Genomic DNA, 26,396 nt, shown 5'->3' with positions numbered 1-26,396 from the left:
CCGTTCGATCGGACGGACAGTCACAGTGCCTCCCCCAGTCGTAGGACGGCGCCCAGTCCGCGACGCCGGCTGATCACCGCTTCCAGTGCGGCCGCCCCCAGGACCAGCACCGCCAGCGCGGCGCCGAGCAGCGCGGTGGCGGTCCAGTCGACGTGGACGGCGGGCTCGAACGGCCCGCCGGTCAGGGCCCGGAGCTGCAGACCGGGGCCGAGGGCGCCGGGCAGCAGCAGTCCGAGACCGCCGCCGCCGACCGTCGCCGCCAGCAACAGCGGTACCAGTTGCAGCAGTTGGAGCCCCAGCACGGCGCGGCCGCCGAGTCCCAGGGTGCGCAGGTAGGACGTGGTGCGGGCGCGTTCGGTGGCGCTGAGCACCAGTTCGAGGGCGACCGCGCCGAGCGCCAGCAGCAGGCCGATCCCGGTGCTGACCTGGAAGGCCAGCCGGACCGAGCGGACCAGCCCGTCGCCGCTGAGCACGTCGAGTTCCTCGGCCCGGTCCCGGAACTCCACCGGCAGCTCGCCCACGCCGGCGGGGGCGGTCCGCTCGGCGGCGGCGGTCCGTACGGCGGCCGGGTCCAGCGGGGGCCCACCGGCGGCCGGGTAGAGCAGCAGGGCGGACCGGGCGCCGCTCTGCACGGGCAGCAGCTGCCCGGACGGGCCGGTGAACGCCAGCAGGGCGCCGGGCTGCCGCCCGTCGCCGAGCACCGGCCCGAGCACCGGGTCGCGCAGGGCGTCGGCGGGCAGGGCCCCGACCAGGCGGACCCGGAAGTTGGTGGTGCCCAGGGTGGCCACCTCGAAGACGGCGTCCGGGAACGACCGGGCGAGGGCCGGGTCGGCCAGCGCGGTGAGCACGGGGTCGGTGCCGTTCGCACCGGCCGGCTGCACGGGTGCGTTCGCCTCGGCGGCGGCCAGCAGGGCGGCCGCCAGTGGGGAGGAAGGGTCGGCGGCACCCAGCGTGGCCGCGTCCAGCGCGACCAGGGCGACGTCCGGGACGGTGGTGCCGTCCTCCTGCGCGGTGAGCTCGCCGGTCGCGCCGGTGACGGTCAGCTGGCGGCCCACGGTCCGGACCTGTGACAGGTCGTCGGGCAGCCGGGTCCGCGGGCCGACCAGCGCGGCGGGTGCCCCGCCGGTCCGCCAGTCGGCGGTGTGCACCCGGTCGTCCGCCAGGGTGCGCGAGACCATGCTGCCGAACACCCCGCCGCCCATCGCCAGCACCAGCACCAGCAGGGCGAGCGCGGCCGCGCCGCTGGTGGCACCGGCCCGGGCCATGGCCACCAGCGGGACCAGGCCGGAGGAGCGGCGGGCCCAGCGGGTGGTCCGGAGCAGCAGCGGGGGCAGCAGCCGGAGCAGGGCCAGCACCGCCACCAACGCCAGCAGGATGGGTACCAGGGCGAGTTGGAGGTCGACGCCGGAGCCGGTGAAGGCGCCGCGAGCGCGCAGCGCGGCCAGCCCGGCCCCGGCCACCAGCAGGACCAGGGTCTCCAGGACCAGCCGACGTGTGCGCGGCAGGGGCCCGGTCCGCCCGGCGGAACCGAGCAGCACGGCGGCGGGTGCGCACCAGACCGCCAGGGCGGCGACCAGCACCGGGACCCAGGAGCCCAGGTCGGCGTCGGCCGGCGCGAGCGCGCGGCCGAGGGCCCAGCCGGCGGCGACGCCGGCGCCGACCGGGAGCGCGGCCTCCACCAGCAGGCGGCCCGCGATCCCGGTCAGCCGTGCGCCGCGCGAGAGTTGGAGGGCGAAGGCGCCGGCCCGGCGGCGCGCGCCGAGCCGGGCGGCCGCGACGGCGGTGGCCACCACCACGGTGAGCAACCCGACCAGGGCGAAGGCCTGGAGCTGTTCGGTGCGCCCGCGCTGGGTGACGAAGGCGTCCAGCTCCGGGGTGAGCCGGTCGGTGAGGTCGGGCTTGGTCACCCGGTGACCGGTCAGCTGGCAGGTGTCGGCGGACCCGGTCAGGCACAGCCGGTACGCGTCGACGGCCCGCAACCCGGCCAGCGCGGACCGCTGTTCGGCGATCGCGGCCGGGGTGGCGGCCCGTCCGGAGCGGTCGACGGCCACCGGCAGGTCCCAGGCCAGCTCCAGCGGCACGGTGCCCCGACTCTCGGCCTGCTCGATCCCGCCGGAGCTGGTCAGCAGCTGGCCGTTCAGCTGGCGGCCGATCCGGGAGGTCACCACCACCGGGGTGACCAGCATCGGGAACTGCTGCCAGAGCCGGGCGGCGCCGCGATCGGTGCGGAAGGAGCCCACCAGCACCACCGGGGTGGCCCAGCGCTCGCCGGTCAGGTCGAACCGCTGACCAATCGTCAGGCCGAGCCTGGCCCGGGTGGCTTCGGAGACCGCGACCTCGATCGGGGTGGTGACCTCCTCGCGCGGGACCATCGGGTCGGCGGCGGGCCGGCTCGGGGCGCGGCCCTGGACGTACTCGACCGGGCCGTCCGGTCCTGGCTGGGCGTACGCCAGGCTGACCCGGGGCGGCAGGCCCTCGAAGGTGGGCACCCCGGGCCCGTCCGCCGTCGCGGTGGGGGTGACGGCGCGCGCCGCGGCCGAGCCGAGCGCGGTGGCCAACGGCCGCTCGGCGGCGCCGCGCAGACCCTTGCCGATCTCGTTCAGATCCCGGTCGAGGGTGCCACGGGCCACCGGGAACTCGGTGTCGCCGTACGGCATCCGCTCGGTGCCGGCCCGGGCCGAGAGCAGCGGCCCGGACAGCTGGGCGCGGTCCAGCCGGTCCGCGAGGGTGTCGGCCGCCAGCCGGTCGAACCGGGGCGGCCAGCTCAGCGACAGGGCGGTGAGCAGGACGGCGAGCAGCGCGAGGACGGCCGCGACCGGCCAGCCGATTCGCGCCTCGCGCCGGATCAGGCGCAGTGTCAGCATCTGGAGCTCCCCCTGTCGGACCGTCCGGCCACGCCTGCGCCGCCGTCCCGGGCCGGCCGCCGTCGACTCCCCGCCGGGCTCATCCGTCGTCCCCGGCCCGCAGCGCCCGGACCAGGTCGACCCGGGCCAGCAGCCGGGTGAGGACCAGCACCGCGAGTATCAGCAGCAGGCCGCCGGCCAGCGCCGCGAGCGCGGCGGCGGGCCGGCCCGGTGCGGCGCTCAGCGCCGGGAAGAGCGGGCCCGCGCCGTCGTCCAGCACCAGGACCGGCAGCAGCAGGGCGGCCAGCAGCAGGCCCAGCAGGCCGCCGAGCAGGGTGGGCAGTACGGTCACCGCCACCTGTTCGGCGCGGAGCACGGCGGTCAGCTCGCCGCGTCGTACGCCCAGTGCGCGGAGCACCGCGAACTCCCGTCGGCGGGCCCGGACCGCGCCCACCGCGTGCAGGGTCAGGGCGGTCACCGCGAACAGCGGCGCGGTGACCAGCACCAGCAGCCAGGCGCAGCGCAGGCCGGCCCGGAACGGGTCGGCACCCAGCTCGGCGGCGACCTGCCGGGCACTCTGCACCCGGCCGAGCCGGCCGCCGCCGGCGGCGGCCGAGGCCGAGGTGGCCGCCGGGTCGTCGCTGCGCAGCAGCCAGCGGATCCCGGTGGGCGGCGCCGCCCCGGTGGCGGCGCGGTCGGCGGCGACGGCGCGCAGGTCCAGCAGCAGGTGACCGAGGTCGCGCGGGTAGCCGGGCAGGGCGTCGATCTCCCCGGTGATCAGGATCGGCCGGGTGGTCGGCGCGCCGCGCTCCCAGGTGAGCTGCACGGTGTCGCCGACCCTGGCGTGCACCGCGTCGAGCAGCGCGCGGTCGGCGACCGCAGGCAGGGCGGGACGGGGCGCCACGCGGTCGCCGGTCCCGGGCTGGACGGCGAGGACCACGTCCAGGTGGGCCGGGTCGGTCCGGGGCGAGGGCTCGTGTGAGCGCAGCACGGTGTGCAGCAGGTCGGAGCCGTCGCCCTGCCAGGTGCAGGCACTGGCCCAGGCGTCCTCGGGGAAGCCACCGGCCAGGTAGGAGGACGTCTCGACGCCGGGGCAGCCGATGGCGGCCGGCGTACCGAAGACCGTGCCGGAGCGGAACCAGCCCTGCCCTGGGGGCAGCGCCAGGTCGGTCCGCTGCCCGGCGGTGACGGCGCTGATCCGGGGGAGGCGCAGGTCCAGGGTGGTCCGCGAGGCCAGCTCGGCGGGGAAGTGCACCCCGAGCCGACTGACCGTCAGCGGGTGGGCGCGCCGCTCGGTGTCGGCCAGCGGCAGGGTCAGGAGGTGCGGGAGGCCGTCGACGGGCAGCGGCACCGTCAGACGGTCGGTCAGCCCGTGGGCGTCCTGGACCCAGACCTGCAGCAGCAGCCCTGCGGCCGGGACCGGCCGGTCGGCGGCGGCGAGCACGGCCACCTCCAGCGCGCCGGGCCGCCCCGGCAGCGGGATCCCCTGGGCCGGTACGGCGGCCAGCGGGGCGAGCAGGGCCCGGGCCGGGCGGTCGGCCTGGTCCGGACGGAGCGCGGGCAGGCCGACCGCCGTCGCGGTGGTGGTGTCGACGGCGACCGTCTGGACCACCGTGCTGCCCACCAGGGCCGACTGCTCGGCCACGGGGGTGAGCCCGGTGACGCCCGGCAGGGCGGCCAGCGCGGCCTGGCGCTGCTCCGCCGCGCCCGACAGCCCGGACACCCGGAGGTCCGCACCGACCGCGAAGGCGGCCCGGTCCCGGTCGCTGGCCGGCAGTGCGCCCAGCACCCCGGCGGCCAGGCTCCCGGCGGCCACCGCCAGCAGCGTCACCAGGACCGGGACCGCCTGGCGTCCGGCGGCGCGGCTCAACTGCCAGCCGCCGAGCGGCAGGACCAGCCCGCGGGCCCGGCCGGCCGCCCGCTCCAGCAGCCGTCCGACCAGCGGGAACAGCCGGAGCAGCAGCACCGCGCCGGCCACCGCCATGGTCATCGGGGCGAGCACCAGGACCAGGTCGACCCCGGCGTCGAACCCGCTGCCGGAGCTCTGCGTCAGCAGGCTCCGGTAGTGCCGCAGTTGGAGGAAGGCGAGGCCCGCCAGGGCGAGCAGCGCCAGGTCCGCGCCGGCCTGCTGCGGTCCCAGCCGGCTCGACCGGCGTCCGCGCAGCGCCCGCTGCGCCCCCGGGTCCAGTGCCTGTAGGGCGAGCGGCAGCAGCAGGGCCGCGCCGTGCACCAGGAGCGCGAAGCCGGCGCTCCACCAGGCGGACCGGGCGCCGTCCGCCGCCAGGCCGGACACCCCCGCGCCGCGCAGCACGGCAGCGAGCAGCGGTTCGGCCAGCAGCAGTCCGGCGGCGGCCGCCGGTACGGCGGCCAGCGCCCACTCGGCGGTGGTCGCCGCGAGCAGCCGTACCGAGCCGGCTCCCCGGGAGCGCTGGAGCGCCCGCTCGGCGGCGAGCGAGTCGGCCAGCCGACGGGCCGTCAGGATCAGTACCACCGCCGCCAGCACGGCGAGCAGGGCGAGTGGCACGGCGACCTCGGCCCGGGCCGTCAGAGCCGGGACCACCAGGCGGTCGACCGCCTCGGGCAGGCCGCTGCGTGCCGTGGTGTCGGCCAGCGCCGGAGCGCCGCCGCGGTAGACCGAGCGGGCGGTGTCCGCGCCGGCGAAGGCGGCCACCCGGTCGCGCAGCGCGGCGAGTTCGGACAGGCTCAGCCGGTCGGTGTCGGGCAGGGCCAGCCAGACGTGCAGCAGCAGGCCGCCGAACGCGGGCAGCGCGGTCAGCTGGGCGCCGTCGGCCAGCAGCAGGTCCGGGTCCTCGCGGTCGGCGCCGCCGAGCGCGGACCAGACCGCGGCGGCGGCCGGGTCGGGCCGGTAGACGCCGGTCACGGTGAGCCGGAGCGGGCCGCCGGTGACCGGGTCGGTGACGACCGTGCTGCCACCGCTGTCCAGGCCGAGCCGGTCGGCCGTCGACTCGGAGAGGGCGACCCGCAGCCCTTCACCGGCCCCGGGGGTGCCGGCAGCGGGCCAACTGCCGCTGCGCAGCAGGGCGTACCGGCCGGGGTCGGACAGGGCGACCGGGAGTCCGGGGAGCGTGCTGTCGGTGACCTGCCGGCGTCCGGCGGGCGGCAGCGGCAGGTTCACGGCGCTGACCGAGCGCAGTGCGGTCTCGGTACGGAACGGGGTGCCGCCCATCGCCCGGACCAGCGCGGTGTGCACCGCCCGGTCGGCGGCGGGCAGGCCCTTGGCGGTCCAGCGGGCGTCCACCTCGACCGAGCGGGCGGCGTCGGCCGCCAGCCGCTCGCGCACCCCCGCCGTGGCCGCCGCCCCGGCCAGGCCGGTCACCGCGGCCAGCACCGCCGTCGCCACCAGAATGCTCACCGCGACGGATGCGAGCACCAGTCCGTGCCGCCCGAATCGGCGCCCGACCCCCGCCAGTGCCATCCGCTGCTCCCCTCAGTGCCCCCACCCCGAAGGGTCACCTGCCGCGTGATCGATCTGCGGCGCGGAACTGACGTTCTATCACAGCGATCACCGTTTGGTCTGTACCAATCCGATGGGTGGATCACCCGTCGACGATGGCGGTCGCCAGGGCGGCGACCAGGTTCAGCACGGCGCAGACACCCAGGGCGACCGCGGCTCCGACCGCGATCCGCTCGGGGCGGCGGGTCCGGGTGAGCGGCCTGGCCAGGCCGAGCAGCAGCCGGACGCCCACGGCCGCCGCCGCGAGGGCGGCGAAGGCCGCGGCGGCCCAGGCGACCGCCACCGAGGGCTCGACCAGGTGGCAGCTGCGGCCGGTGCAGCGGACCGGGACCTCGCGGCCGAGCCCGACCCGGCTGCCGACCCTGGCCTCGGCGACCCACGGCGCGTCACCTTCCGGGTGAAAGGTGCCCCGGCAGTAGCTGACGGTGCTCGGCTCCGCCGGGTCCAACTCGCAGGAGGCGGCGACCAGGTGGCCGGGAGTGCCGAGCAGGCCCGCCGAGTGCCCGAAGTTGGCCCCGGTGGTGGCGGCGCCCCACAGGCCGAGCACGCACAGCGCGAGCGCCGCCGCCGCGATGCCGAGCGCGCGCGTCAGCGCCCGGCGGATGTCCGGGTCCATCCCCACCCCTGTCCTCGGCCGTCCTCGCGCCGGCCGGCGGCCGACCTGACGGTCCGGGGGATGGGACGCGCCCACCGGCGCCGGGGTTCCGCCGAGGGCGGGGCGTCACCGGGTGAAGACCAGCACCGTGTTGTGGCCGCCGAAGCCGAGGGAGTGGCTCAGCGCCAGGTCGATCCGCTGCGGCCGGGCCGCCCCCGCGACGATGTCGAGGCCGTCGGTGTCCTGGTCCGGCGCGACGAAGTTGGCTGTCGGCGGGGCGAGTTGGCGGCCCACGCTGAGCAGGGTCAGCACGGCCTCCACCGCCCCCGCGGCGCCCATGGTGTGGCCGAGCACGCCCTTGGCGGAGGTCACGGTGGGCCGGTGGTGCGGGTGGAGCCGACGGATGGCGGCGGCCTCGGCGCGGTCGTTCAGCGGGGTGCTGGTGCCGTGGGCGTTGATGTGGTCGACGTCGCCGGGGCCGGCGCCGGCCATGGTCAGCGCGGTGGTCACGGCCCGGCGCAGCGCGGTGCCCTCGGGGTCGGGGGCGGTGGCGTGGTGGGCGTCGCCGGTGGCGGCGTAGCCGGCCAGGGTGGCCAGCGGGCGGGCCCGCCTGGCCCGGGCGTGCGCCGCGTGCTCCAGCACCAGGACGCCCGCGCCCTCCGCCAGCACGAAGCCGTCCCGGTCCCGGTCGAACGGCCGGGACGCGCGGGCCGGGTCGTCGTGGCGGCGGGACAGCGCACCCATCTTGGCGAAGGCGGCGGCGCACAGCGGGGTGACCATCGCGTCCGTACCGGCGGCCAGCGCGAGGTCGCACTGGCCGGTGGCCAGCAGCAGGGCGGCGGTGATCACGGCGGAGGCCCCGGAGGCGCAGGCCGTCGAGGTGTGCAGGGACGGACCGGTGATGCCCAGCCGCAGGGCGAGGTGACCGGTCGTCATGTTGGGGAGGAACCCGGTCATGGTCAGCGGGGAGACGCTGCCCGGGCCGTCCGCCAGCAGCCGGCCGTGCTGCGCCTCCAGGGTGGCCACCCCGCCGGCGGCGGAGCCGACCACCAGGGCGACCCGGGTGCCGTCCCAGTCCGCGCTGGAGAGCCCGGCGTCGGCGAGCGCCTCCTGCGCGGCGGCGAACAGCAGCAGGGTGCTGCGGTCGTAGCGCCACGGCTGACGCACGGTCAGCTGATCGGGCCCGAGCTCGGGCGCCCGGGCCGAGAAGGCGACCGGGAGCCCGGCCAGCCCGGGGTCGGGGCGGGCGGTGGGGCGTCCGGCGCAGACGCCGGCCCAGGTGGCCTCGGTGCCGATGCCGGCCGGGGTCACCAGGCCGGTGCCGGTGACCACGACGGGGCCGCGCACTACCCGGCTCCGGGTGCGGCCGCCGGTGGGGTCAGCCGCCGGTCGACGTGGTCCATGTGTGACTCCTTGCCAGATCGGTGCTGCTGAGCGGGGTCTGACCGAGCTCCGGTACGGCGGGCAGCCTCCGGGGCACGGCGGCGGGCCAGTTGAGGGCCACCGAGCCCCAGGCGAGACCGCCGCCGAAGGCGGTGAGCAGGCAGCGCAGGCCCGGTTCGAGCGCCTGCTGGGTGGTGGGGTCCGCCAGCACCAGCGGGATCGAGGCGGCGGCGGTGTTGCCGAGCTCGCGGATGTTGCCGTGGCAGTGCTTCGGGTCGATGCCGAGCCGCTGCGCCACCGCGTCCAGGATGCGCTGGTTGGCCTGGTGGCCGATGAAGGCCCGGACCGACCCGGCCGGCCAGTCGGCCCGGTCGAGCACGGTGCGGGAGGACTCCACCATCCGGCGGACGGCGTGCGCGTACACCTCGCGCCCGCGCATCCGGAAGTACGGCTCCGCCGGATCGGCGCGCTCCCACCGGGGGTGGCGGGAGCCGCCGCCGGGGACGGTGATCAGCCGGTCCCCGGCGCCGTCGGTGCCCAGGTCGACGGCCACCACCGCGCCCGGCGCCTCCGGCGGGCCCGGGCGCAGCAGGACGGCGGCGGCCCCGTCGCCGAACAGGGCGGCGGTGTCGCGGTCGGTGGGGTCGACGATGGTGGAGTAGGTGTCGGCGGCGACCACCAGCGGTGCCCGGCACAGGCCGCCGCGCAGCAGGGCGGTGGCGGTGGCCAGCGCGTACGGGAAGCCGGCGCAGACGGCGGCCAGGTCGAAGGCGGGGACCGGGCCCAGGCCGAGCCGGTGGGCGATCCGCGGCGCGGTGCCCGGGAGCGGGTGGTCGGGGGTGCTGGTGGCCAGGATCAGCAGGTCGGGCGGTGGGCCGCCGTCGGACTCGACGGCGGCCAGCCCGGCCGCGGTGGCCAGGTCACCGGTGCTCTGGCCGGTGGCGACCCGGCGGCGGTGGACGATGCCGGTACGGGTCCTGATCCACTCGTCGGTGGTGCGCAGGTCCCCGGCGGCGATGACGTCGTCGTTGTCGAGCACCCGGTCGGGCAGACAGGCGCCGATGCCGGTGACGACGGCGGTGGTCCCGGTGAAGTGCGGGCCGGTCATGACGGGACGAACGGCGAGGCCGGCTTGGGGATGCCGGCCAGCCCGCCGTCGGGGACGCTCAGCCCGCCGTCCACCACCAGGGCCTGGCCGGTGACGAAGGAGGCGGCCGGGGAGGCGAGGAACAGCGCCACCCGGGCGACCTCCTCCGGCTCGGCCCAACGCCCCATCGGCACATGGCTCATCAGCCAGTCGGAGAGCGGCGCGGTGTCGGCCGCGAACTCCGTCATCCCGGTCCGGGTCCACCCCGGGCAGAGCGCGTTGACCCGGATGCCCTGCCGGGCCCAGCCGACCGCCAGGCTGCGGGCCAGCGAGACCTGGGCGGCCTTGGTGACCGCGTACGCCTCCATCATCGGGGCGCCGATCAGGCCGGCCACCGAGGACATCAGCAGCAGGCTGGCGCGGTCCGAGGCGGCCAGGTGCGGGTGGGCGGCCCGGCAGAGGGCCGCGGTGGCGTCGAGGTTGACGGTCATCACCGCGTCCCAGTGGTGCGGTTCGGAGATCTGAAAAGGCATCAGGACCGGCGCCAGGTCCTCGGTGAGCGGCAGGGTGCCGGCGTTGTGGACGATGACGTCGAGCCCGCCGAGCGCGGCGGCGGCCTGGTCCACGCAGGCGGTGGCGGCTCCCGGGTCGGCGAGGTCGCCGACGACGGTGTGGGCCTTCCGGCCGCGCCGGTGGACGCCCTCGACCACCTCCTCCAGGGCGGCGGCGGTGCGGGCGGCGACCGCGACGTCGCAGCCCGCGTCGGCCAGGGCCAGCGCGGTGGCCAGGCCGATGCCCCGGGAGGCGCCGGTGACCAGGGCGCGGGCACCGTCGAGCCGGAAACTGTCCAGGGTGGTGACTACGGCACTCATGGGGTCTGCCTCTCTGTGGTTCCGGTCCACCGGAGCAGGGCGCTGCCCCAGGTCATGCCGGCGCCGAACACGGTGATCAGGACGGTGTCGCCCGGGCGGAGCGAGCCCCGGGCGGCGGTGGCGAGCGCGTACGGGGAGCTGGCGGCGCCGATGTTGCCCACCCGGTCGCCGACCACGACCAACTGGCTCTCGGTGATGCCGAGTTCGCGGGCCAGGTCGCGCAGCAGGACGGGGTTGGGCTGGTGGGCGACCACGCAGGCGAGGTCGTCGAGCTTGAGCCGGTTGCGGTCGAGGCTCTCGTGGACCAGCCGGGGGAAGACCTGCTTGATGAACCGGCTGACGGAGCGTCCGTCCATCCGGATCAGGTGGCCGCCGTCCCGCAGGGTCGCGGCGCTGGCCGGGTGGCGGCTGCCGCCGGCCGGGATCAGCACGTAGTCGGCCAGCGAGCCGTCGGAGCCGAAGTGGAAGTCGGTGAATCCGCCCGGCGCGGCGACCGGTCCCAGCACGGCGGCGGCGGCGCCGTCGGCGAACAGCACGGCGGTGCCCCGGTCGGCCGGGTCGAGGAACTTGGAGTACGCCTCGACCCCGACCACCGCCGCGCACCCCCGGGTGGGGTCCTCGCGCAGCCAGTCGTGCGCCACCTTCGCCGCGAACAGCCAGCCGGAGCAGGCCGCGCTGACGTCCAGGGCGACCGCGCGGGTGGCGCCCAGCAGGCCCTGTACCCGGCAGGCGGTGGACGGGCCCAACTCGTCGGGGGTGGAGGTGGCGAGGACCAGCAGGCCGAGGTCGGCCGGGTCGATCCCGGCCTCGGCGGCGGCCGACCGGACCGCCTCGGCGGCCAGGTCGGAGGCGGCCTGCCCGGCGGCGGCCACGTGCCGGGCGCTGACGCCGGTGCGCTCGCGGATCCACTCGGGGCTGACCCCGACGGCCTCGGCCACCTCGGCGTTGTCGCGGATCCGTGCGGGGAGGTAGCTGCCGGTGCCCCAGACGCCGATCCTGGGCGGGGTCGGGCCGGGGCTCACGCGGTGCCTCCCCGGTGCCAGGCGAGGGAGTCGGAGAGCGCGCCGGTGAAGTCGGGCATCCCGAGCGGGGACGGCACGACGCTCTGCGGGTAGGCGAACGCCTGCTCCAGCAAAGGGAGTCGGGGTATCAGCCGGTCGCACAGCAGGTCGGCCGCGACCAGCAGCCGCTGGACCTCGGCCGGCCGCAGGGTGCCCGCCGCGAGCAGCGAGCCTGCCAGCCGGCGGGCGCCGGCCACGCCGTAGAGGCCGGCCAGCGCGGCCAGGGCGGTCGCACTGTCCGGGTCGCGCTCGCCCGCCCGGGTCACGGCGCCGAGCAGGTCCTCGGCCACCAGCCGGGCGGCGTAGGTCTCGCCGAGCTCGCCCGCGTCCGCCAACAGCGGGTTCCAGCGCGCGAACTCGTCGTCCGGCCCGTCCGCCCCGTCCGCCCGCTCGTCCCGCCGGGCGCGCAGCCGGACCGTCAGCCGGTGCTGGTGGGCGGCGAGTACGGCGGGCCACCAGCCCGGCTCGCCCGGTGCGGAGGTGACCCGGGGCGGGGCCGGCACCGGGGCGTCCTCGGCCAGGGCGCGGCCGAGGTCGAAGAGGATCAGCTGACTGTCACCGCCGGCCGCGTCGAAGGCGTACGGGAAACCGTGGTACGCCACCAGCCAGTTGCCGTCCAGGTGCCCGGAGAACCCGCAGTGCCGCTGGCAGTCGGCCACCACCCGGGCCGCCGCGCGGACGGTGTGCGCCTTGTACGCCGAGAGCGGGCGGCTGACGGCGGTCCAGGGCGCGAAGGTCATCGAGCCCTCGCCGTCCGGGCTCCCGTCGGTCCGGCCAGGACCGGTGCCGGACCACACCTCGAGGGCCCGGGAGGCCGCGCAGGTGAGGGCGAACGCCTCGGCGAGCGCGCCCAGCACCCCGTACTGCTGGGTGCGGTAGGCCAGCAGCGGGCGGCCGGGGGCCAGCCTGCTCTGGGTCCGGCGGCCGGCCGCGTAGCGCACGGCCAGCACCGCCGACTGCCGGGCCATCGCGGCCAGGCCGGACGGCAGCGCCGCCCACAGGGTCTGCCCCACGCAGAGCGTGCGCTGCAGGCGCAGGTCCGGGCTGCCGAGCGGGTCGTGGAAGGTGCCGTCCGCCGCGATGGCGGCGCTGTCGCGCAGCCAGTGCCCGTACGGGAGGCGGACGCCGTGGAACCGGAACTGCGCGTAGTTCAGCGGCAGTGCGCTGAGTTCGACCCCGGTGGACATCTCGACGCCCGGGCGAAGCCCGTCGTGGTCGGCCAGGTCGACCACGAAGGAGAACACCCCGCAGTCGGCGCCGCCGACCACCAGCCGGGCCAGCATGACGGCGATCAGCGGGCCGCCGTCCGCCGTCCCGCTGGTGAACTTGGTCGCCGCCCCGTCGGGCGTGCCGATCACGAACTCCCGGGTCACCGGGTCGAACTCGGCGGTGGTCCGGGTGTCCAGATGGCTGTTGGCCTGCCCGACCTCGGTGATCATGTAGACCCCCCTGGCCCGGCCCGACTCCAGCGCCTCGAAGTGCGCCTTGAGCAGGTCGGGTTCGGGGGCGAGCAGTTTCATCGAGCTGAGCACCAGCAGGTACTGGTACGCCAGCACCATCGCCATCGAGGGCTGGGACGCCGCCGTCCAGGCCAGTACCGCCCCCAACTGCGCGGGCGCGTCCAGCAGTTCGCGACCCGGTGGGACGGCTCCGGCGATCCGCAGCAGCCGGCGCCTGACCTGCGCCTCCCGGCCGGCCGGATCGGGGGTGGCGGGCATCGGGTCACCGTGCAGGGCCTCGCCCAGGGCGTGCAGGAGGGCGGGGGGTACCCGGCCGTGCACCAGTTCCTCCAGGGCGCTGAGGCCGGCCGGTGCGAGCGGCGGGGGAGATGACGTGCGGTCAGTGGGCATGGCGGAGCTCCAGAAGGTTCTCGGCACGGGACTGCGGAGGGTCGGCGGCACGGGCAGCGCGGAGCCTGCCCGGCGCGGGACTTCCTCGGGTGGGAGAGGGAGCGTACGGAGGAACTCTTCGAGACTGCCCGGTCCGGTGGGGCGCAGGCCACCGGCCGGGGCGGGTGGTCTGTTGAACGCCGCCCGGTGTTGAAGACCGTCCGGGGAGGGCGGGTGCCCACCCCGGTGCCGGGAGGGTCCGCCGATCTCCGATACTGGGTCGGTGATCATCGTGCCGATCCTGCTGACGGTTCTCGCCCTGCTCGTCCTGGTGCACCGGTACCTCTGGCGGCGGCTGGTCCGCGACGTTTCCGCGCCCGGCGGGTGGTACCGGCGGCTCGGGACGGGGCTGGCGGTGCTGCTGCCGCTGCTCTCGGTCGGGGCGGTGGCCGGCGGCCGGCTGCTGCCGCTGGCCGCCGAGCGCTGGCTGGCCTGGCCGGGCTACCTCTGGCTGGCGGTGCTGCTCTACCTGACCATGGCCGTCCTGGTGGGCGAGCTGGTCCGGGTGGTCTGGCTGCGGATCGCGGCGGCCCGGGAGCCGAAGGCGGCCGTTGGCGCGACCGAGTGCGCGGCTGCTCCGGACGACCCGTCACGGCGGCTCTTCGTGGCCCGGACGGTGGCGATCGGCGCCGCCGGGGCGGCCGCCGCGGTGGTGGGCAACGGTGCGTACGGGGTGCTGCGCGGGCCGCGGCTGAAGCAGCTGACCGTCCCGCTGGCGAAGCTGCCCCGGCGGGCGCACGGCTACCGGATCGCGGTGGTCAGCGACATCCACCTCGGGCCGATCCTGGGCCGCTCGCACACCCGGCGGATCGTCGACACCATCAACGGCACCCAGCCCGACCTGATCGCGATCGTCGGCGACCTGGTGGACGGCACGGTGCCCGAACTCGGCCCGGCCGCCGTCCCGTTGCGCGAGCTGCGGGCCCGGGACGGCGCGTTCTTCGTGACCGGAAACCACGAGTACTTCTCCGGCGCCCGGCCGTGGGTGGAGTTCGTCCGCTCGCTCGGGGTGTTCCCGCTGGAGAACGACCGGATCGAACTGCCCTGGTTCGACCTGGCCGGGGTGAACGACCTCGCGGGCACGGCCGAGGGCCAGGGGCCGGACTTCGAGCAGGCGCTCGGCGACCGGGACCGGCTGCGGGCGGCGGTGCTGCTCTCGCACCAGCCGGTGACCGTGCACGACGCCGTCCGGTACGGGGTCGACCTCCAGCTCTCCGGGCACACCCACGGCGGGCAGCTCTGGCCGGGCAACTATCTGGCCGAGCTCGCCAACCCGACCGTGGCCGGTCTGGAGCGGTACGGCGACACCCAGCTCTACGTCACCCGGGGTGCCGGGGCCTGGGGTCCGCCGGTCCGGGTCGGTGCCCCCTCGGACATCACGGTGCTGACGCTCGCCGCGCTGTCGGCCTGACCTGGCCGACGCTCCGATCCGACGTCAGGGGGCAGGTCCGGCGGGGGAGTTGACGTGATGTCGGTTCTGTCACCGACCCCTTTCGGCCGTACTTCGTGAACGAGGGAGAACATCGCGGCCAACAGCCCTGCCGAAGGATGATTGTCCCTTCAATGACTCCCGTGTGCACACGTAGCTTTGGGGTGCGCTGCCGGGGCGGCTCCGGTGCGAACGGGGAGGCACTCGGATGGCAGGGCAGCGGGTACGCGACGACGGGGTGGCCGAGCCGGTCCGCCGGGGATCGGTGCAGGCCGAACGGGACGTGAACGGACGGTACCGCTGGTCCCTGAAGGCTCCGAACGGCCGGATCGTGGCGGTCTCCGCCTCGGTGTACGAGACCCCGGAGCTGGCCCGGCAGGTCTTCGAGGGCTTACGCGGCGCGGCGCCGGGCTTGGTGGTCCGGATCACCCACGTACGGGACGGGATCGGCTGGATCTGGGTGGTGCCGGGACCGCGCGGGGTGCCGGACGCCCGGTCGCACCGGACCTACGAGCGCTACGCCACCTGCCAGAACGCCTTCCGTCGCTTCGTGGCGCTGCTGGAGCGCTCGGAGGGCGTCGAGATCTCGGTGTCGCGCGATGGGTTCTGACACCGGGTCGGGCCCCCGGAGAGGCCCGAGACTGGTCACCGTCCGGCTGGGCGGCGGGCGGATCGGCTGGCTGCTGGCGGCCGCGAACGGCCGGCAGCTCGCCAGGTCGGCGGTGACGTACCGGAGCGAGGCGGAACTCGACGAGGCGGTCCGGCAGTTGTTGGTGGAGCGGGCCGCGCTGCGCTACCTGGTGCAGCAGGGCGGCGACCGGTCCTGGGGCTGGTCGGCGCTGCTGCCGGTGCGCAGCTCGGGGCAGGTGACCGGCGAGGCGGTGGCCCGCAGCGCCCGGGGCTATCTGCGCCAGGACCAGTGCCGGCAGGGGATGGTGAGCTTCCAGTCGATGCTCCAGCAGCTGCGCGCGGTCCGGGGCGCCGGGTGACCGGCAGGTTGCCGATCCCTCCCCGAACCGCCACCTGGAGAAGAACGATCCACTCGTGACGGGAAGTTGACAGAGTCGTGGTGAAGCCGAACCCACCCGGCCCGGCCTCGGGCTAAACCCCGGGGCCGGGCCGGATTCGGGTCGGCGGGCGGAACCGGCCCGGTTGAGACGGACCTTCCACCGGCACGTGCCACCCGGCAAGTATCGGAGCCGCCGGACGGACGGCCGCCCAGTGCGGACGCCGCCGGTGCTCCCGACCGGGCCCCGGGCCGGGAGCGGATGAATTGATGCTCGCTCCTACCGGAGGAACACCAAATGCGTCACACCGCTGCCAAGCTGGTCGCCGCCGTCGCGGTCACCGCCGCCACCGTCCTCGCGGCAGTTCCCGCCCAGGCCGCCGACCCGAGCCCGATCCCGAACGCCGTCGACATCGTCGGCACCGGCTCGGACACCACCTCGACCTACCTGTCGCAGGTCTCGGCCGACTACAACGCCTCCATCGCGGGCGCCCCGGCCAGCACCCCGCGGCTGTACAGCTGGGAGCCGCTCGGCACCTCCCCGATCACCCCGAAGACGGGTGGGGCCAGCATCGCCCGTCCGAACGGCTCCGGCGCCGGCATCACCGCGCTGATCAACAACACCTCCGCCACGGTCGACTTCGCCCGCTCCTCGCGTGGCCGTCAGGCCAGCGACCCGGCCTCCATCCTGTTCGTGGCCTTCGCCAAGGACGCGGTGACCTGGTCCGCCAAGGCGACCGGCGGCCACGCCCCGGCCAACCTGACCACCGCCCAGCTCAAGGGCATCTACGAGTGCACCATCACCAACTGGAGCGCCGTCGGCGGCACCGCCGGCACCATCAAGCCCTTCCTGCCGCAGAACGGTTCGGGCACCCGCACCTTCTTCCTGCAGGCCATCGGTGGCGCCACCCCGGTCGTCCCGGGCGCCTGCGTGACCAGCGGCCCGCAGGAGAACACCGGCACCACCGCGGTGCTGGACGATGTCGACGCGATCTTCCCCTACTCGGTCGCGCACTACATCTCCCAGGTCTTCGGCGGCCACAGCACGGCCACCGACGCCCCCGGCCCGCTGACCCTGCGCAACGTGAACGGTGTCGTGCCGGTCAACGCCACCACCCATGTGATCAACGCCCCGTTCGCGGCCAGCGCCTACGGCCGCGTGATCAACAACGTGGTCCGGACCAACGACTGGAACACCGCCGGCGCCTACCAGACCACCCTCAAGGGCATCTTCGGCCCGGCCGGCTGGATCTGCACCCACCCGGCGACCATCACCAACTACGGCTTCCTGACCCTGCCGGGCACCGCCTGCGGCACCACCAGCTGATCACCACCCCGCACCACCCGACGGCCGAGCCCGCAGGGGCCCGGCCGTCGGCCTGCCCGGCCCCGCAGTGCCCTCAGCAGAACCGCCCGCACCCGAAGGAGCACGCCATGAACCGCCTCCGTACCCGTCTCGCCCTCGCCGGTGCCGCCGCGCTGGCCGCCGTGACCACCTTCTCCGGCCTGACCGGTACCGCGGTCGCCACCGAGGCGCAGGCCGCCCCGGCCACCCAGGCCCAGACCGCCCCGGTCACCTCGATCGGCACCGCGCTGATCCGCGAGGACAGCGACTTCCTGCGGCGCAGCGCCGAGGCCGGCATCTTCGTGGTGCCGCTGCCGCCGGGCACGGTCGGCTTCGACCCGGCCGCGGGCTTCTCGGGCACCTTCCCGGTCACCGGTGCGACCGGGGTGCTGCGCGAGTACTACGGCACCGTCCAGCTCGGCGGCAGCCTGCTGGCGGTCAACGTCCGCACCGGCCGCACCGTGCTGTTCCAGCAGCTGGCCTTCGACGTCGACAACTGGCAGCTGACCGGCGTGCCGCTGGGCAGCACCGCCCCGGTCGGCCTGCTGGAGCCCACCGAGAGCTCGCTCGTGGTGAACGGCGCGGTCAACTCGCTGACCTCCACCGGCCTGGCCGTGAACGCGTCGGGTGCGCAGTACCTGGACAGCAAGCTGGCCACTTCGTTCTTCGCGGCCGGCAGCCAGATTGGCTCATTCGCGCTGAACTACACCCAGCCCGCCGCCTGATCCGTCGTGCCGGAACGGGCCCGTGACGCCACTTCGGTGTCACGGGCCGTCGGGATATTCCGTTACTGCGCTGGCAAGTTGGGGCCTTATACATCTGAATGGTCATCAACTGTCATATCCACATGGGGAAATACCGAAGTCTCGATCCCGGTGGGTCCGGTTTCGGACAGCGGTGATCGGATCAGCGAAAGGACACCCCATGAGGCTCCGCAGACCGGGCAACCCCGCGCGTCGGCGGCTGGCGAAGATCTTTGCCGCCGCCACCGTCGCCTGGGCGGCGGCGCTCACGATGGTGGTGCTGCCCGGGGCCCTGGGCCCGGCGCCCGAGGCGCACGCGGCCGGCGGTGTGACGGTGCCGGGCCCGCCGGTGTGGAACCCGGCGGACTGGACCACCGGTGAACGCGGTTCGGTCACCCTGGACACCACCGGCAACCTGGGCAACGAGCGGGTCCGGGTCCGCTGGGCCGGCTTCACCCCGAGCGCGTTCACCTGGGGCGACCCGGTGGACGTCGCGGTGGTCGGCTCCACCCAGATCCTGTACTCGGTCCGGGTCTACCAGTGCCGGGGCACCGACCCGAAGCCGACCGACTGCTACGGCAGCACGGTGTACAACGGCAATCCGGCCAAGGGCTTCGAGCAGGCGATGGCGCAGGGCGCCACCACCCCCGAGTTCCCGAGCAACATGGTGATCGCGGCGACCAGGCCGGACGGCACCGGCGAGGCCGAGATCGAGCTCTGGACCTCGCAGCAGAGCCAGACCCTGGGCTGCGACGCGGCGCACGCCTGCTCGCTGGTGGTGGAGCCGCAGTACGGCGGCGACGCGATCGGCGCTTACCAGAGCCCGGCTGGCACCGTCAACTGCGACGACCACTCGGGCGACAACGACGGGTTCTTCAACACCGCCTCGGACGGTTCGTTCTGGAAGAACGTCGGCACGCCGTACAACACCGGCGAGACCTGCGCCTGGAACCAGCGGGCCGTGGTGCCGCTGCACTTCGCCGCCACGCCCAGCGACTGCAAGGCGGGCGGCGACGCCTTCGCGATGGCCGGTCTGGAGATGGCCAACCGCGCGGTGCAGCAGTGGCGGGCCGGATTCTGCGGCGGCGACCAGCCGCTCAACCTGGGCTACGTGTTCGGCGGGGGCGAGCCGCAGGCCCGGGCCGCCTTCCTGGAACGCCGGGGCGCCGACGTGGCGTTGACCGCGCGGCCGGACCGGAGCCCGGCCGCGCGCCCGTACGTCTACGCGCCGCTGGCCACCACCGCGATCTCGGTGGTCTACGTGATCGACGACGCCACCAGCCGCCGTCAGATCCGTCAACTGAAACTGAACGCACGGCTGTTGGCGAAGCTGCTGACCCAGTCCTACGACCTGCAGTACGGCGCCTCGATCCCCTCGGTGGACGGCAACCCGAAGTGCGTCTTCCTGGATCCGGAGTTCCTCAAGCTCAACCCGGTGGACGCGGTGAACGGCCCGGTCTGGCCGGACTGCGGCTCGGGCGGGAACAAGGCCGAGACCACCCCGATCGTGATCGGCGGCACCTCCGACCTGGTGTACCAGCTGACCGCGTGGATCGCCGCCGACCCGGACGCGGCCCAGTTCCTCGGCGGCGCGAAGGACCCCTGGGGCATGCGGCTGAACTCCTACTACCTGCGCTCCAGCTTCGCCGGCTACCCGGTCGACAGCTTCGTGCCGCAGGACTTCAGCGGCCCCGGCAACTGGAAGCAGTACGAGTGGAACCCGCTCAGCGGCGGGCTCGGCGCGGTGTCCCGGAACGTGCTGGAGAACCGGGCCACCTGCAGTGACCCGAACATCGACAACACCGGCGCCCACCCGAAGTGCGCGCCGGAGCCGATCGGCCAGCGCGCGCTGTTCGCCGTGATGGACGCCGGCCAGGCCAAGGCGTACTCGCTGCCCGAGGCCGCACTGGCCAACCCGGCCGGGGAGTTCGTCACCCCGTCGACCGGGGCGCTGCAGGCGGCGGTCGCGGTGATGCCCACCGACCCGGTCACCGGCACCCAGCAACTCCCTTACGGCGATGGCGGTTCGGCCTTCGCCGGGGCGAAGGCGGCCTACCCGCTGACCGCCGTGCAGTACGCGATGCTGCCCACCAGCGGTCTGGACGGCGGCAAGGCGGCGGCCGTGGCCAAGTTCGTCCGGCAGGCCACCGACCTCGGCGGCGGGCAGATCTACGGCACCGCGCCCGGTCTGCTGGCGCCCGGTTTCCTGGCGCTGACCGAGGCCCAGTCCGCGCAGGCGCAGGCGGCGGCCGGCCATGTCGGCGCGCAGGACTCGGCGCTGCCGGGCAATCAGGTCACCGCGAGCGATCCCGGTGGCACCAGCGGCGGCGGCTCCGGCGGCACCATCACCGGTGGTCAGTCCGGCTCCACCGGGGGCAGCGGTTCCGGCGGCACCTCCGGTGGCGACAGCACGGGTGGCACCGGCGGGACTTCGGGTGCGGCAGCGGCTGCGGGCGGTCCCGCCCCGGTGGCCAACCCGGCCCCCTCGAACTCCCCGATCGCGGTCGCCCCGGTGGCGGCCGGCCGCCCCGGGCAGGACCGGGCGGGCGCGGCCCGGCTGATGCTGCCGGTGCTGCTGGTGATCGGCGGGGTGCTGCTGGTGGGCGGCCCGACCACGCTGCTGCTCAGCGGCACCGCGGCCGGTGGGCGGATCGCGGGCTGGTTCCGCCGGCTGTTCGGCCGGAGCTGAGACCGGTCGGGCCGGCCCGGGCGAACCCGCCCGGGCCGACCCGGAAGCGGGCCGAACCATTCTGCCCGGAAGCCCAGTTGACCGTCCCGAACGCTGCGGAGAACCCGTCATGACAGCAACCCTCCCCGCCCCGGCGGACCTCGAAGACCGACCACGGCGGATCAGTGCGCCGGTCTCCCGGGGTGACCGGGTGTTCCGGATCCTGCTGACCGCAGCGGGGCTCTCGGTCTTCCTGATCATGGGCCTGATCGCCTTCTTCCTGCTGCTGCGCGGCGGACAGGCGCTCCGGGTCACCGGCTGGTCCTTCTTCACCGAGCAGCGCTGGAACACCGCCGCCTACCAGTTCGGCATCGCGGCGGTGCTGCCCAACGGCGTGCTGATCGCCGTGGTGGCGCTGCTGATCGCGGTGCCGGTGGCGCTCTGCGCGGCCGTGTTCATTTCCGAGTACGCACCCGTGCGGGCCCGGAAGGCACTGATCGCGGTGGTCGACCTGATGGCCGCGATCCCGAGCATCGTCTACGGCCTCTGGGGCCTGTTCTTCCTCCAGCCGAGGATCATCGGCCTGTCCCGCTGGGCCTCCAACCACCTCGGTGACACCCTGCCGTTCCTCAAGGTGCGCACCGGCGACGTCGGGGCCTCCTACACCTCCTCGACCTTCATCGCAGGCGTGGTGGTGTCACTGATGATCGTCCCGATCGTCACCGCGCTCAGCCGGGAGGTGTTCTCGCAGGCGCCGCAGGGCGAGCGGGAGGGCGCGTACGCGCTGGGCAGCACCCGCTGGGGGATGGTGCGCACGGTGGTGCTGCCGTTCGGCAAGGGCGGCGTGATCGGTGCGGTGATGCTCGGCTTCGGCCGGGCGATGGGCGAGACCATCGCGGTCGCGCTGATCATCTCGCCCGCCTTCGTCTTCAAGGGCCACCTGCTGGAGAACGGGGCGAACTCGATCTCGGCGCTGATCGCGCTGCGCTTCGGCGAATCCGACGAACTGTCACTCTCCGCCCTGATGGCGGCCGGACTGGTGCTGTTCGCCCTGACGCTGCTGGTCAACGTGGTGGCCGGCGTCATCATCAACCGCTCGCGCTCCGGCGCGGCGACCTCCGACTGAGCACCGAGGACACGGCCGATGACCGACATTGCCGAAGACACCAGCCCATCCCCGACCGAGGCCGCCGAGGGGCCCGAGACCCGGATCAGGTTCGGCGGCGTCACCCGGGCCGATCTGGCCACCGCCGTCGGCGCCGCCGGCGGATCGCTGGGGCTGGACTGGCTGCTGTACGAGCGGATCCTGCCGTTCAGCGGTGCGTTCGGCTTCCTGCTCAGCTGGTACCTGCTCTTCCTGGCCTGCTACGGCGGCGCCGTCGCCGTGCAGTGGAACGGCCGGCTGGTGCGCGAGCGCCTGGTCGCCGCGCTGGCCTGGAGCTCGGGCGCGCTGGTGCTCGGGACGATCCTGGAACAGCTCGGGTTCCTGCTGGTGCACGGGATCACCGCCGCCCGGCACGCGAACTTCTTCACCCAGTCGATGGAGACCACCGCCGCGCTCTCCCCGATCACCTCGGGCGGCGCGCTGCACGCGATCATCGGCTCGGTCGAACAGCTCGGCCTGGCCACGCTGTTCTCCGTCCCGCTGGGCATCGCCGCCGCCGTCTACATGTCCGAGGTGGGCGGCCGGTTCGCCCGGCCGGTGCGCACCCTGGTCGAGGCGATGACCGCGCTGCCCTCGATCGTGGCCGGGCTGTTCGTGCTCGGCGTGGTGATCCTCACCTTCGGGATGGAGCGGTGCGGCTTCGCCGCGTCGCTGGCGCTCACCGTGATGATGATGCCGATCATCACCAGGGCGGCCGAGGTGGTGATCCGGCTGGTGCCCGGCACCCTGCGGGAGGCGTCCTACGCGCTCGGCGCCAGCCAGTGGCGCACGGTCTGGAACGTGGTGCTGCCCACCGCCAGGCCCGGGCTCTCCACCGCCGTGGTGCTCGGGATGGCCCGCGGCGTGGGCGAGACCTCGCCGGTGCTGCTCACCTCGGGGCTGACCGCCTACTTCAACCTCGACCCGTTCCACGGCCAGCAGGTCAGCCTGCCGCTGTACATCTGGAACTACGTCCGCCAGCCCTACGAGGACATGGTGGCCCGGGCGTTCGCCGCCGGGCTCACCCTGATGGGCGTGGTGCTGGTGCTCTTCCTCGCGGCCCGCGCCCTCGGCGGCCGCCGCCCAGGCGAGCTGAGCCGCCGTCAGCGCCGGCTGATCAGCCGGGACGCCGCCGCGCGGCGCCGCCCGGCCCGGCCCGCCGTGGCCCTGGCCCGGGTGCAGTCGCCCGACCCGGACGCCGCCCCGGACGCCGCCGTTGCGCGACGTCAACCGAACGCCCCGGAGATCGCCGTGGTGCGGCCATGACGCGCCCCCGGCGGTTGCCCGACCCCGCTCCCGTACCGACCGACCACCCCAGAGGAGTCCCCATGCCGTGGGCATCCGCTCACCGGCCGCAGCGGTCCGCCGCCCTGCTGCTCGTCCTGTTGCTGCTCGCCGCCTCGGCGGCGCTCGGCCGGGCGACCCCGGCGTACGCCGCGACCTCGCTCAACGCGGACGGCTCCAGCTGGGCCGGACCGGCCATCGACCAGTGGCGCCAGGACGTGGTGCCGCAGGGCATCCAGATCAACTTCAACCCGGTCGGCTCGGCCGCCGGACGGAAGAACTGGGCGGCCGGGCTCAACGACTTCACCGCCTCCGACGTGCCGTTCCGCGCCAAGCTGGACACCGGGGCGAGCGGCGCGGTCGGCGGCTCGGGCGCAGCCGGCGCGGAGCGGGCGGTGTACGGCTACTCCTACGTGCCGATCACCGCGGGCGGCACCGCGTTCATGTACAACCTGGTGCTGGCCGGGAAGCGGGTCACCGACCTGCGGCTCTCCTCGGACACCCTGGTGAAGATCTTCACCAGCAAGATCGCCTTCTGGGACGACCCGGCCGTCACCAAGGACTACGGCCGGGCGCTGCCGCACGTGCCGATCACCCCGGTGGTGCGCTCCGACGGCTCCGGCGCCACCGCCCAGTTCACCCGCTGGATGCAGCACACCCACCGGGCCGAGTGGGAGGCGTACTGCACCGGGATCAACAGCGTCACCTGCGGCGACTACACCGAGTTCTTCCCGACCTCGGGCCGGATGGTGGCGCAGAACGGGTCCGACGTGGTGGCCAACTACATCAAGTCCCCGTCCGGGCTCGGCACCATCGGCTACGACGAGTACGCCTTCGCCAAGCGCAGCAACTGGCCGGTGGTCAAGGTGCTGAACGCCGCCGGGTACTACACGCTGCCCACCGCCTCCAACGTCGCGGTCGCGCTGACCGCCGCGAAGATCAAGGGGGTCGACGACCCGACCCCGCCGACCGACCCCAACTTCCTGCAGCAGAACCTGGACGACGTCTACAACATGGCTGACAAGCGGGCCTACCCGGTGTCCAGCTACAGCTACCTGATCGTGCCGCGCCAGGGCGTTGCCGACCCGGTGCCGCCGCGCTTCAACGACGCCAAGGGCAACGCGCTCAGCCGGTTCATCTCCTACGTGCTGTGCGCGGGGCAGGGCCAGGCCGACAGCCTCGGCTACTCGCCGATCCCGCGCGGCCTGGTGCGCGGCGGGATGCTCCAGGTCGGTCACATCCCGGGCAACGCCAGCCCGGTGAACGCCGACACGCTCGCCAACTGCGCCAACCCCACCTTCAACAGCGCCGGTGAGCTCACCGTGCTGGCGAACGCCCCGCAGCCGAGCCCCTGCGACAAGCTCGGCGCCCCGCTGGACTGTGTGGTCAAGGACGGCCAGCCGGTCAGCAGTGGCAGCGCCGGCGGCAGCAACTCCGGTGGTACCAAGGGCGGTTCGACCGGCAGCGGGACGACCGGCGGGACCGGTGGCACCGGTGGAGCGGCGGCGGCCGGCGGCACCGCGGCCGACCCGAACGCGGCACCCCCGGCGATCGATCCGCAGACCGGTGAGGTGGTCGGCGCGGGCGGGGCCGGCGGTGGCGGCGGCAACCTCCAGGCCAGTGTGGTGGAGGTCGGCAACCGCAAGGACGAGTGGCTGCTCAGCACGCTGACCGCGATCGAACTGCTCGCCCTGGTCGCCGTGCCGCCGCTGCTCGGCGGCTGGCTGGCGGCCCGGCGGCGGAACCGGGGGGTGACGCGATGAGCGCGCCGACCAGTGTGCCGCCGACGGTCAGGCCCGACCGGGAACCCGACGTCCCGGCGGCCGCCGCGCCGAAGGACGCCGGCCCGTCGCCCGCCGCGCCGGAGCGGGCCGCCGCCCGGCCGCCGCTCAGCGCGGCCCGGCGCCGGCTGGTCCAGGCGGGCTGGGCGACCACCTCGCTGGCGGTGCTGGTGATCGGTTTCGGGGCGTTCCTGCCCACCCTGTCCGGGCTCCAGGAGCAGCACGCGCAGGCCGCCGCGTACAAGACCCTGCGCGAGCGGTTCGGCACCGCGGTGGCCCCGACCGGGCCCACCGTCGACGGTGCACCGGTGGCGGTGATCGACATCCCGGCGCTCGGCCTGTACCAGACGGTGGTGGTCGAGGGCACCACCGGCCGCGACCTGATGCGGGGCCCCGGTCACCGGCGGGACACCGTGCTGCCGGGCCAACAGGGCGTCAGCGTGCTGTTCGGCCGCCGGGTCAGCTTCGGCGCCCCGTTCGCCCGGATCGCCGAGCTGCACGAGGGCGACCGGATCGACGTCACCACCGGCCAGGGGAAGTCCAGCTACGTCGTCAACGAGCACGGCGAGGGCGGCGACCCGCTGACCGACCAGGCGGAGAACCGGCTGGTGCTGGTCACCGGCGACTCGGACTGGATCTCCTCCTCGACCGTGATGGTCGGTGCCCGGCTGCTCGGCGAGCCGTACGCCGACGCCGGCACCCGGGGCGCGCTGCGCCCCACCGACAAGGCGCTGGCCGCCGACCGGTCCGCGCTCTCGGCGCTCCAGCTCTGGACGCTGGGCCTGCTCGGGTGCGTCACGCTGACCACCCTGGCGGTCCGGCTCTGGCACCGCTGGGCGGCGTACCTGTGCTCGGCGCCGGTGCTCGGCGCGGTGCTCTGGAGCTGCTACGAGAACGCCGCCGCCCTGCTGCCCAACCTGTACTGAAGCGCCCAACCTCTACCGAAGGACCATCGGGATGACCGACGCCATCGACACCGCCGTACTGCCCAGGACCGACGACTCGCTGTACGGCATCGAGACCCGGGGCGTCTCGGCCTGGTTCGGTGACCACAAGGTGCTGGACCGGGTCTCGCTGAGCATGACGGCCGGTCAGGTCACCGCCCTGATCGGCCCGTCCGGCTGCGGCAAGTCCACCTACCTGCGGATCCTCAACCGGATGCACGAGATGGTCCGCGGCGCGGGCCTGTCCGGTGAGGTGCTGCTCGCGGGCACCGACATCTACGCCACCGGGCGGCGGCCCGCCGACGTCCGGCGGCGGATCGGCATGGTGTTCCAACGGCCCAACCCGTTCCCGGCGATGAGCATCTACGACAACGTCGCGAGCGGCCTCAAGCTGGCCGGGATCAAGACCGACCGCGAGCAGCGGGACCACCTGGTGGAGAGCAGCCTGCAGGCCGCCGGCCTCTGGCAGGAGGTGAGCAACCGGCTGCGCTCGCCCGGCGGTTCGCTCTCCGGCGGGCAGCAGCAGCGGCTCTGCATCGCCCGCTCGCTGGCCGTCTCGCCGGACGTGCTGCTGATGGACGAGCCCTGCTCGGCGCTGGACCCGACCTCGACCCGGCGGGTCGAGGAGACCATCGCCGAGCTGCGCGGCCGGCTCACCATCGTGATCGTGACGCACAACATGCAGCAGGCGCAGCGGGTCTCGCAGTCCTGCGCGTTCTTCCTGGCCAGCCACGACACCCCGGGCCGGATCGTCGAGGCAGGCCCCACCGACCGGCTGTTCGGTGCGCCGGCCGACCAGCGGACGGCGGACTACGTGAACGGCCGGTTCGGGTAGGGCGTGTCCTCG

The 26,396-nt window shown here is 75.0% G+C and carries 19 protein-coding genes; 11 read left to right on the top strand and 8 right to left on the bottom strand.

From position 1 onward, the window contains the following. Window positions 1-20: 20 nt before the first annotated feature. The 8 genes from ACIRPK_RS00465 to ACIRPK_RS00430 form a co-directional block, all read right to left on the bottom strand. Entirely contained in the window at window positions 21-2,864 is a 2,844-nt protein-coding gene (locus ACIRPK_RS00465) for a hypothetical protein (protein ID WP_403030813.1), read from the bottom strand. Between the two features lie 79 nt (window positions 2,865-2,943). Next, complete coding sequence (locus ACIRPK_RS00460; RefSeq protein ID WP_403030807.1) at window positions 2,944-6,279, bottom strand: FtsX-like permease family protein; 3,336 nt, start codon at window positions 6,277-6,279, stop codon at window positions 2,944-2,946. A 121-nt stretch (window positions 6,280-6,400) separates the two neighbouring features. Then, a complete protein-coding gene (locus tag ACIRPK_RS00455; RefSeq protein ID WP_403030804.1) occupies window positions 6,401-6,934 on the bottom strand; it encodes a hypothetical protein in 534 nt (177 codons plus the stop codon). A 105-nt stretch (window positions 6,935-7,039) separates the two neighbouring features. Then, a complete protein-coding gene (locus tag ACIRPK_RS00450) occupies window positions 7,040-8,260 on the bottom strand; it encodes a beta-ketoacyl-[acyl-carrier-protein] synthase family protein (protein WP_403030801.1) in 1,221 nt (406 codons plus the stop codon). 31 nt (window positions 8,261-8,291) lie between these two features. Beyond that, window positions 8,292-9,404, bottom strand: coding sequence for a beta-ketoacyl-ACP synthase III (locus tag ACIRPK_RS00445; RefSeq protein ID WP_403030798.1), 1,113 nt, complete (start codon window positions 9,402-9,404; stop codon window positions 8,292-8,294). Beyond that, window positions 9,401-10,255, bottom strand: a complete 855-nt coding sequence (locus tag ACIRPK_RS00440) for an SDR family NAD(P)-dependent oxidoreductase (RefSeq protein WP_403030795.1) — start codon at window positions 10,253-10,255, stop codon at window positions 9,401-9,403. Before ACIRPK_RS00440 ends, ACIRPK_RS00445 begins: the two co-directional genes overlap by 4 nt. After that, complete coding sequence (locus tag ACIRPK_RS00435; RefSeq protein ID WP_403030792.1) at window positions 10,252-11,277, bottom strand: 3-oxoacyl-ACP synthase III family protein; 1,026 nt, start codon at window positions 11,275-11,277, stop codon at window positions 10,252-10,254. The genes ACIRPK_RS00440 and ACIRPK_RS00435 overlap by 4 nt, the downstream gene beginning before the upstream one ends. Next, on the bottom strand, window positions 11,274-13,166 hold the full coding sequence (locus ACIRPK_RS00430; RefSeq protein WP_403030790.1) for an acyl-CoA dehydrogenase: 1,893 nt from the start codon (window positions 13,164-13,166) through the stop codon (window positions 11,274-11,276). Before ACIRPK_RS00430 ends, ACIRPK_RS00435 begins: the two co-directional genes overlap by 4 nt. 262 nt (window positions 13,167-13,428) lie before the next feature. On the opposite strand from ACIRPK_RS00430, the gene ACIRPK_RS00425 reads away from it, so the two are divergent. From ACIRPK_RS00425 to ACIRPK_RS00375, 11 genes are all read left to right on the top strand, one after another. Beyond that, entirely contained in the window at window positions 13,429-14,616 is a 1,188-nt protein-coding gene (locus tag ACIRPK_RS00425; protein ID WP_403030787.1) for a metallophosphoesterase, read from the top strand. A 226-nt stretch (window positions 14,617-14,842) separates the two neighbouring features. After that, complete coding sequence (locus ACIRPK_RS00420; protein WP_403030785.1) at window positions 14,843-15,244, top strand: YegP family protein; 402 nt, start codon at window positions 14,843-14,845, stop codon at window positions 15,242-15,244. Further along, window positions 15,234-15,623, top strand: coding sequence for a hypothetical protein (locus ACIRPK_RS00415; protein ID WP_403030783.1), 390 nt, complete (start codon window positions 15,234-15,236; stop codon window positions 15,621-15,623). Before ACIRPK_RS00420 ends, ACIRPK_RS00415 begins: the two co-directional genes overlap by 11 nt. Window positions 15,624-15,938: 315 nt before the next feature. Next, on the top strand, window positions 15,939-16,967 hold the full coding sequence (locus ACIRPK_RS00410; RefSeq protein WP_403030780.1) for a substrate-binding domain-containing protein: 1,029 nt from the start codon (window positions 15,939-15,941) through the stop codon (window positions 16,965-16,967). A gap of 107 nt (window positions 16,968-17,074) precedes the next feature. Continuing rightward, window positions 17,075-17,710 (top strand): hypothetical protein, encoded by a 636-nt coding sequence (locus tag ACIRPK_RS00405; protein ID WP_403030778.1) that lies wholly within the window; start codon window positions 17,075-17,077, stop codon window positions 17,708-17,710. Window positions 17,711-17,909: 199 nt separating this feature from the next. Further along, entirely contained in the window at window positions 17,910-20,417 is a 2,508-nt protein-coding gene (locus ACIRPK_RS00400; RefSeq protein WP_403030775.1) for a hypothetical protein, read from the top strand. A 109-nt stretch (window positions 20,418-20,526) separates the two neighbouring features. Beyond that, window positions 20,527-21,522, top strand: a complete 996-nt coding sequence (gene pstC / locus ACIRPK_RS00395; protein WP_403030772.1) for a phosphate ABC transporter permease subunit PstC — start codon at window positions 20,527-20,529, stop codon at window positions 21,520-21,522. An 18-nt stretch (window positions 21,523-21,540) separates the two neighbouring features. Beyond that, window positions 21,541-22,806, top strand: coding sequence for a phosphate ABC transporter permease PstA (pstA, locus tag ACIRPK_RS00390; protein WP_403030769.1), 1,266 nt, complete (start codon window positions 21,541-21,543; stop codon window positions 22,804-22,806). Window positions 22,807-22,868: 62 nt separating this feature from the next. Then, window positions 22,869-24,587, top strand: coding sequence for a substrate-binding domain-containing protein (locus ACIRPK_RS00385; RefSeq protein WP_403030767.1), 1,719 nt, complete (start codon window positions 22,869-22,871; stop codon window positions 24,585-24,587). Beyond that, window positions 24,584-25,531 carry a class E sortase gene (locus ACIRPK_RS00380; RefSeq protein WP_403030764.1) on the top strand — a complete coding sequence of 316 codons (948 nt, stop codon included), beginning with the start codon at window positions 24,584-24,586 and terminating at the stop codon, window positions 25,529-25,531. The genes ACIRPK_RS00385 and ACIRPK_RS00380 overlap by 4 nt, the downstream gene beginning before the upstream one ends. A gap of 31 nt (window positions 25,532-25,562) precedes the next feature. After that, the gene (locus ACIRPK_RS00375) at window positions 25,563-26,384 is read left to right on the top strand and encodes a phosphate ABC transporter ATP-binding protein (RefSeq protein ID WP_403030761.1); all 822 of its coding nucleotides are present in this window, start codon (window positions 25,563-25,565) and stop codon (window positions 26,382-26,384) included. Window positions 26,385-26,396: the final 12 nt, after the last annotated feature.

It is taken from the genome of Kitasatospora sp. NPDC101801, assembly GCF_044766665.1.
Taxonomy (GTDB): Bacteria; Actinomycetota; Actinomycetes; order Streptomycetales; family Streptomycetaceae; genus Kitasatospora.
This window is presented reverse-complemented; position numbering and strand designations above follow the sequence as displayed.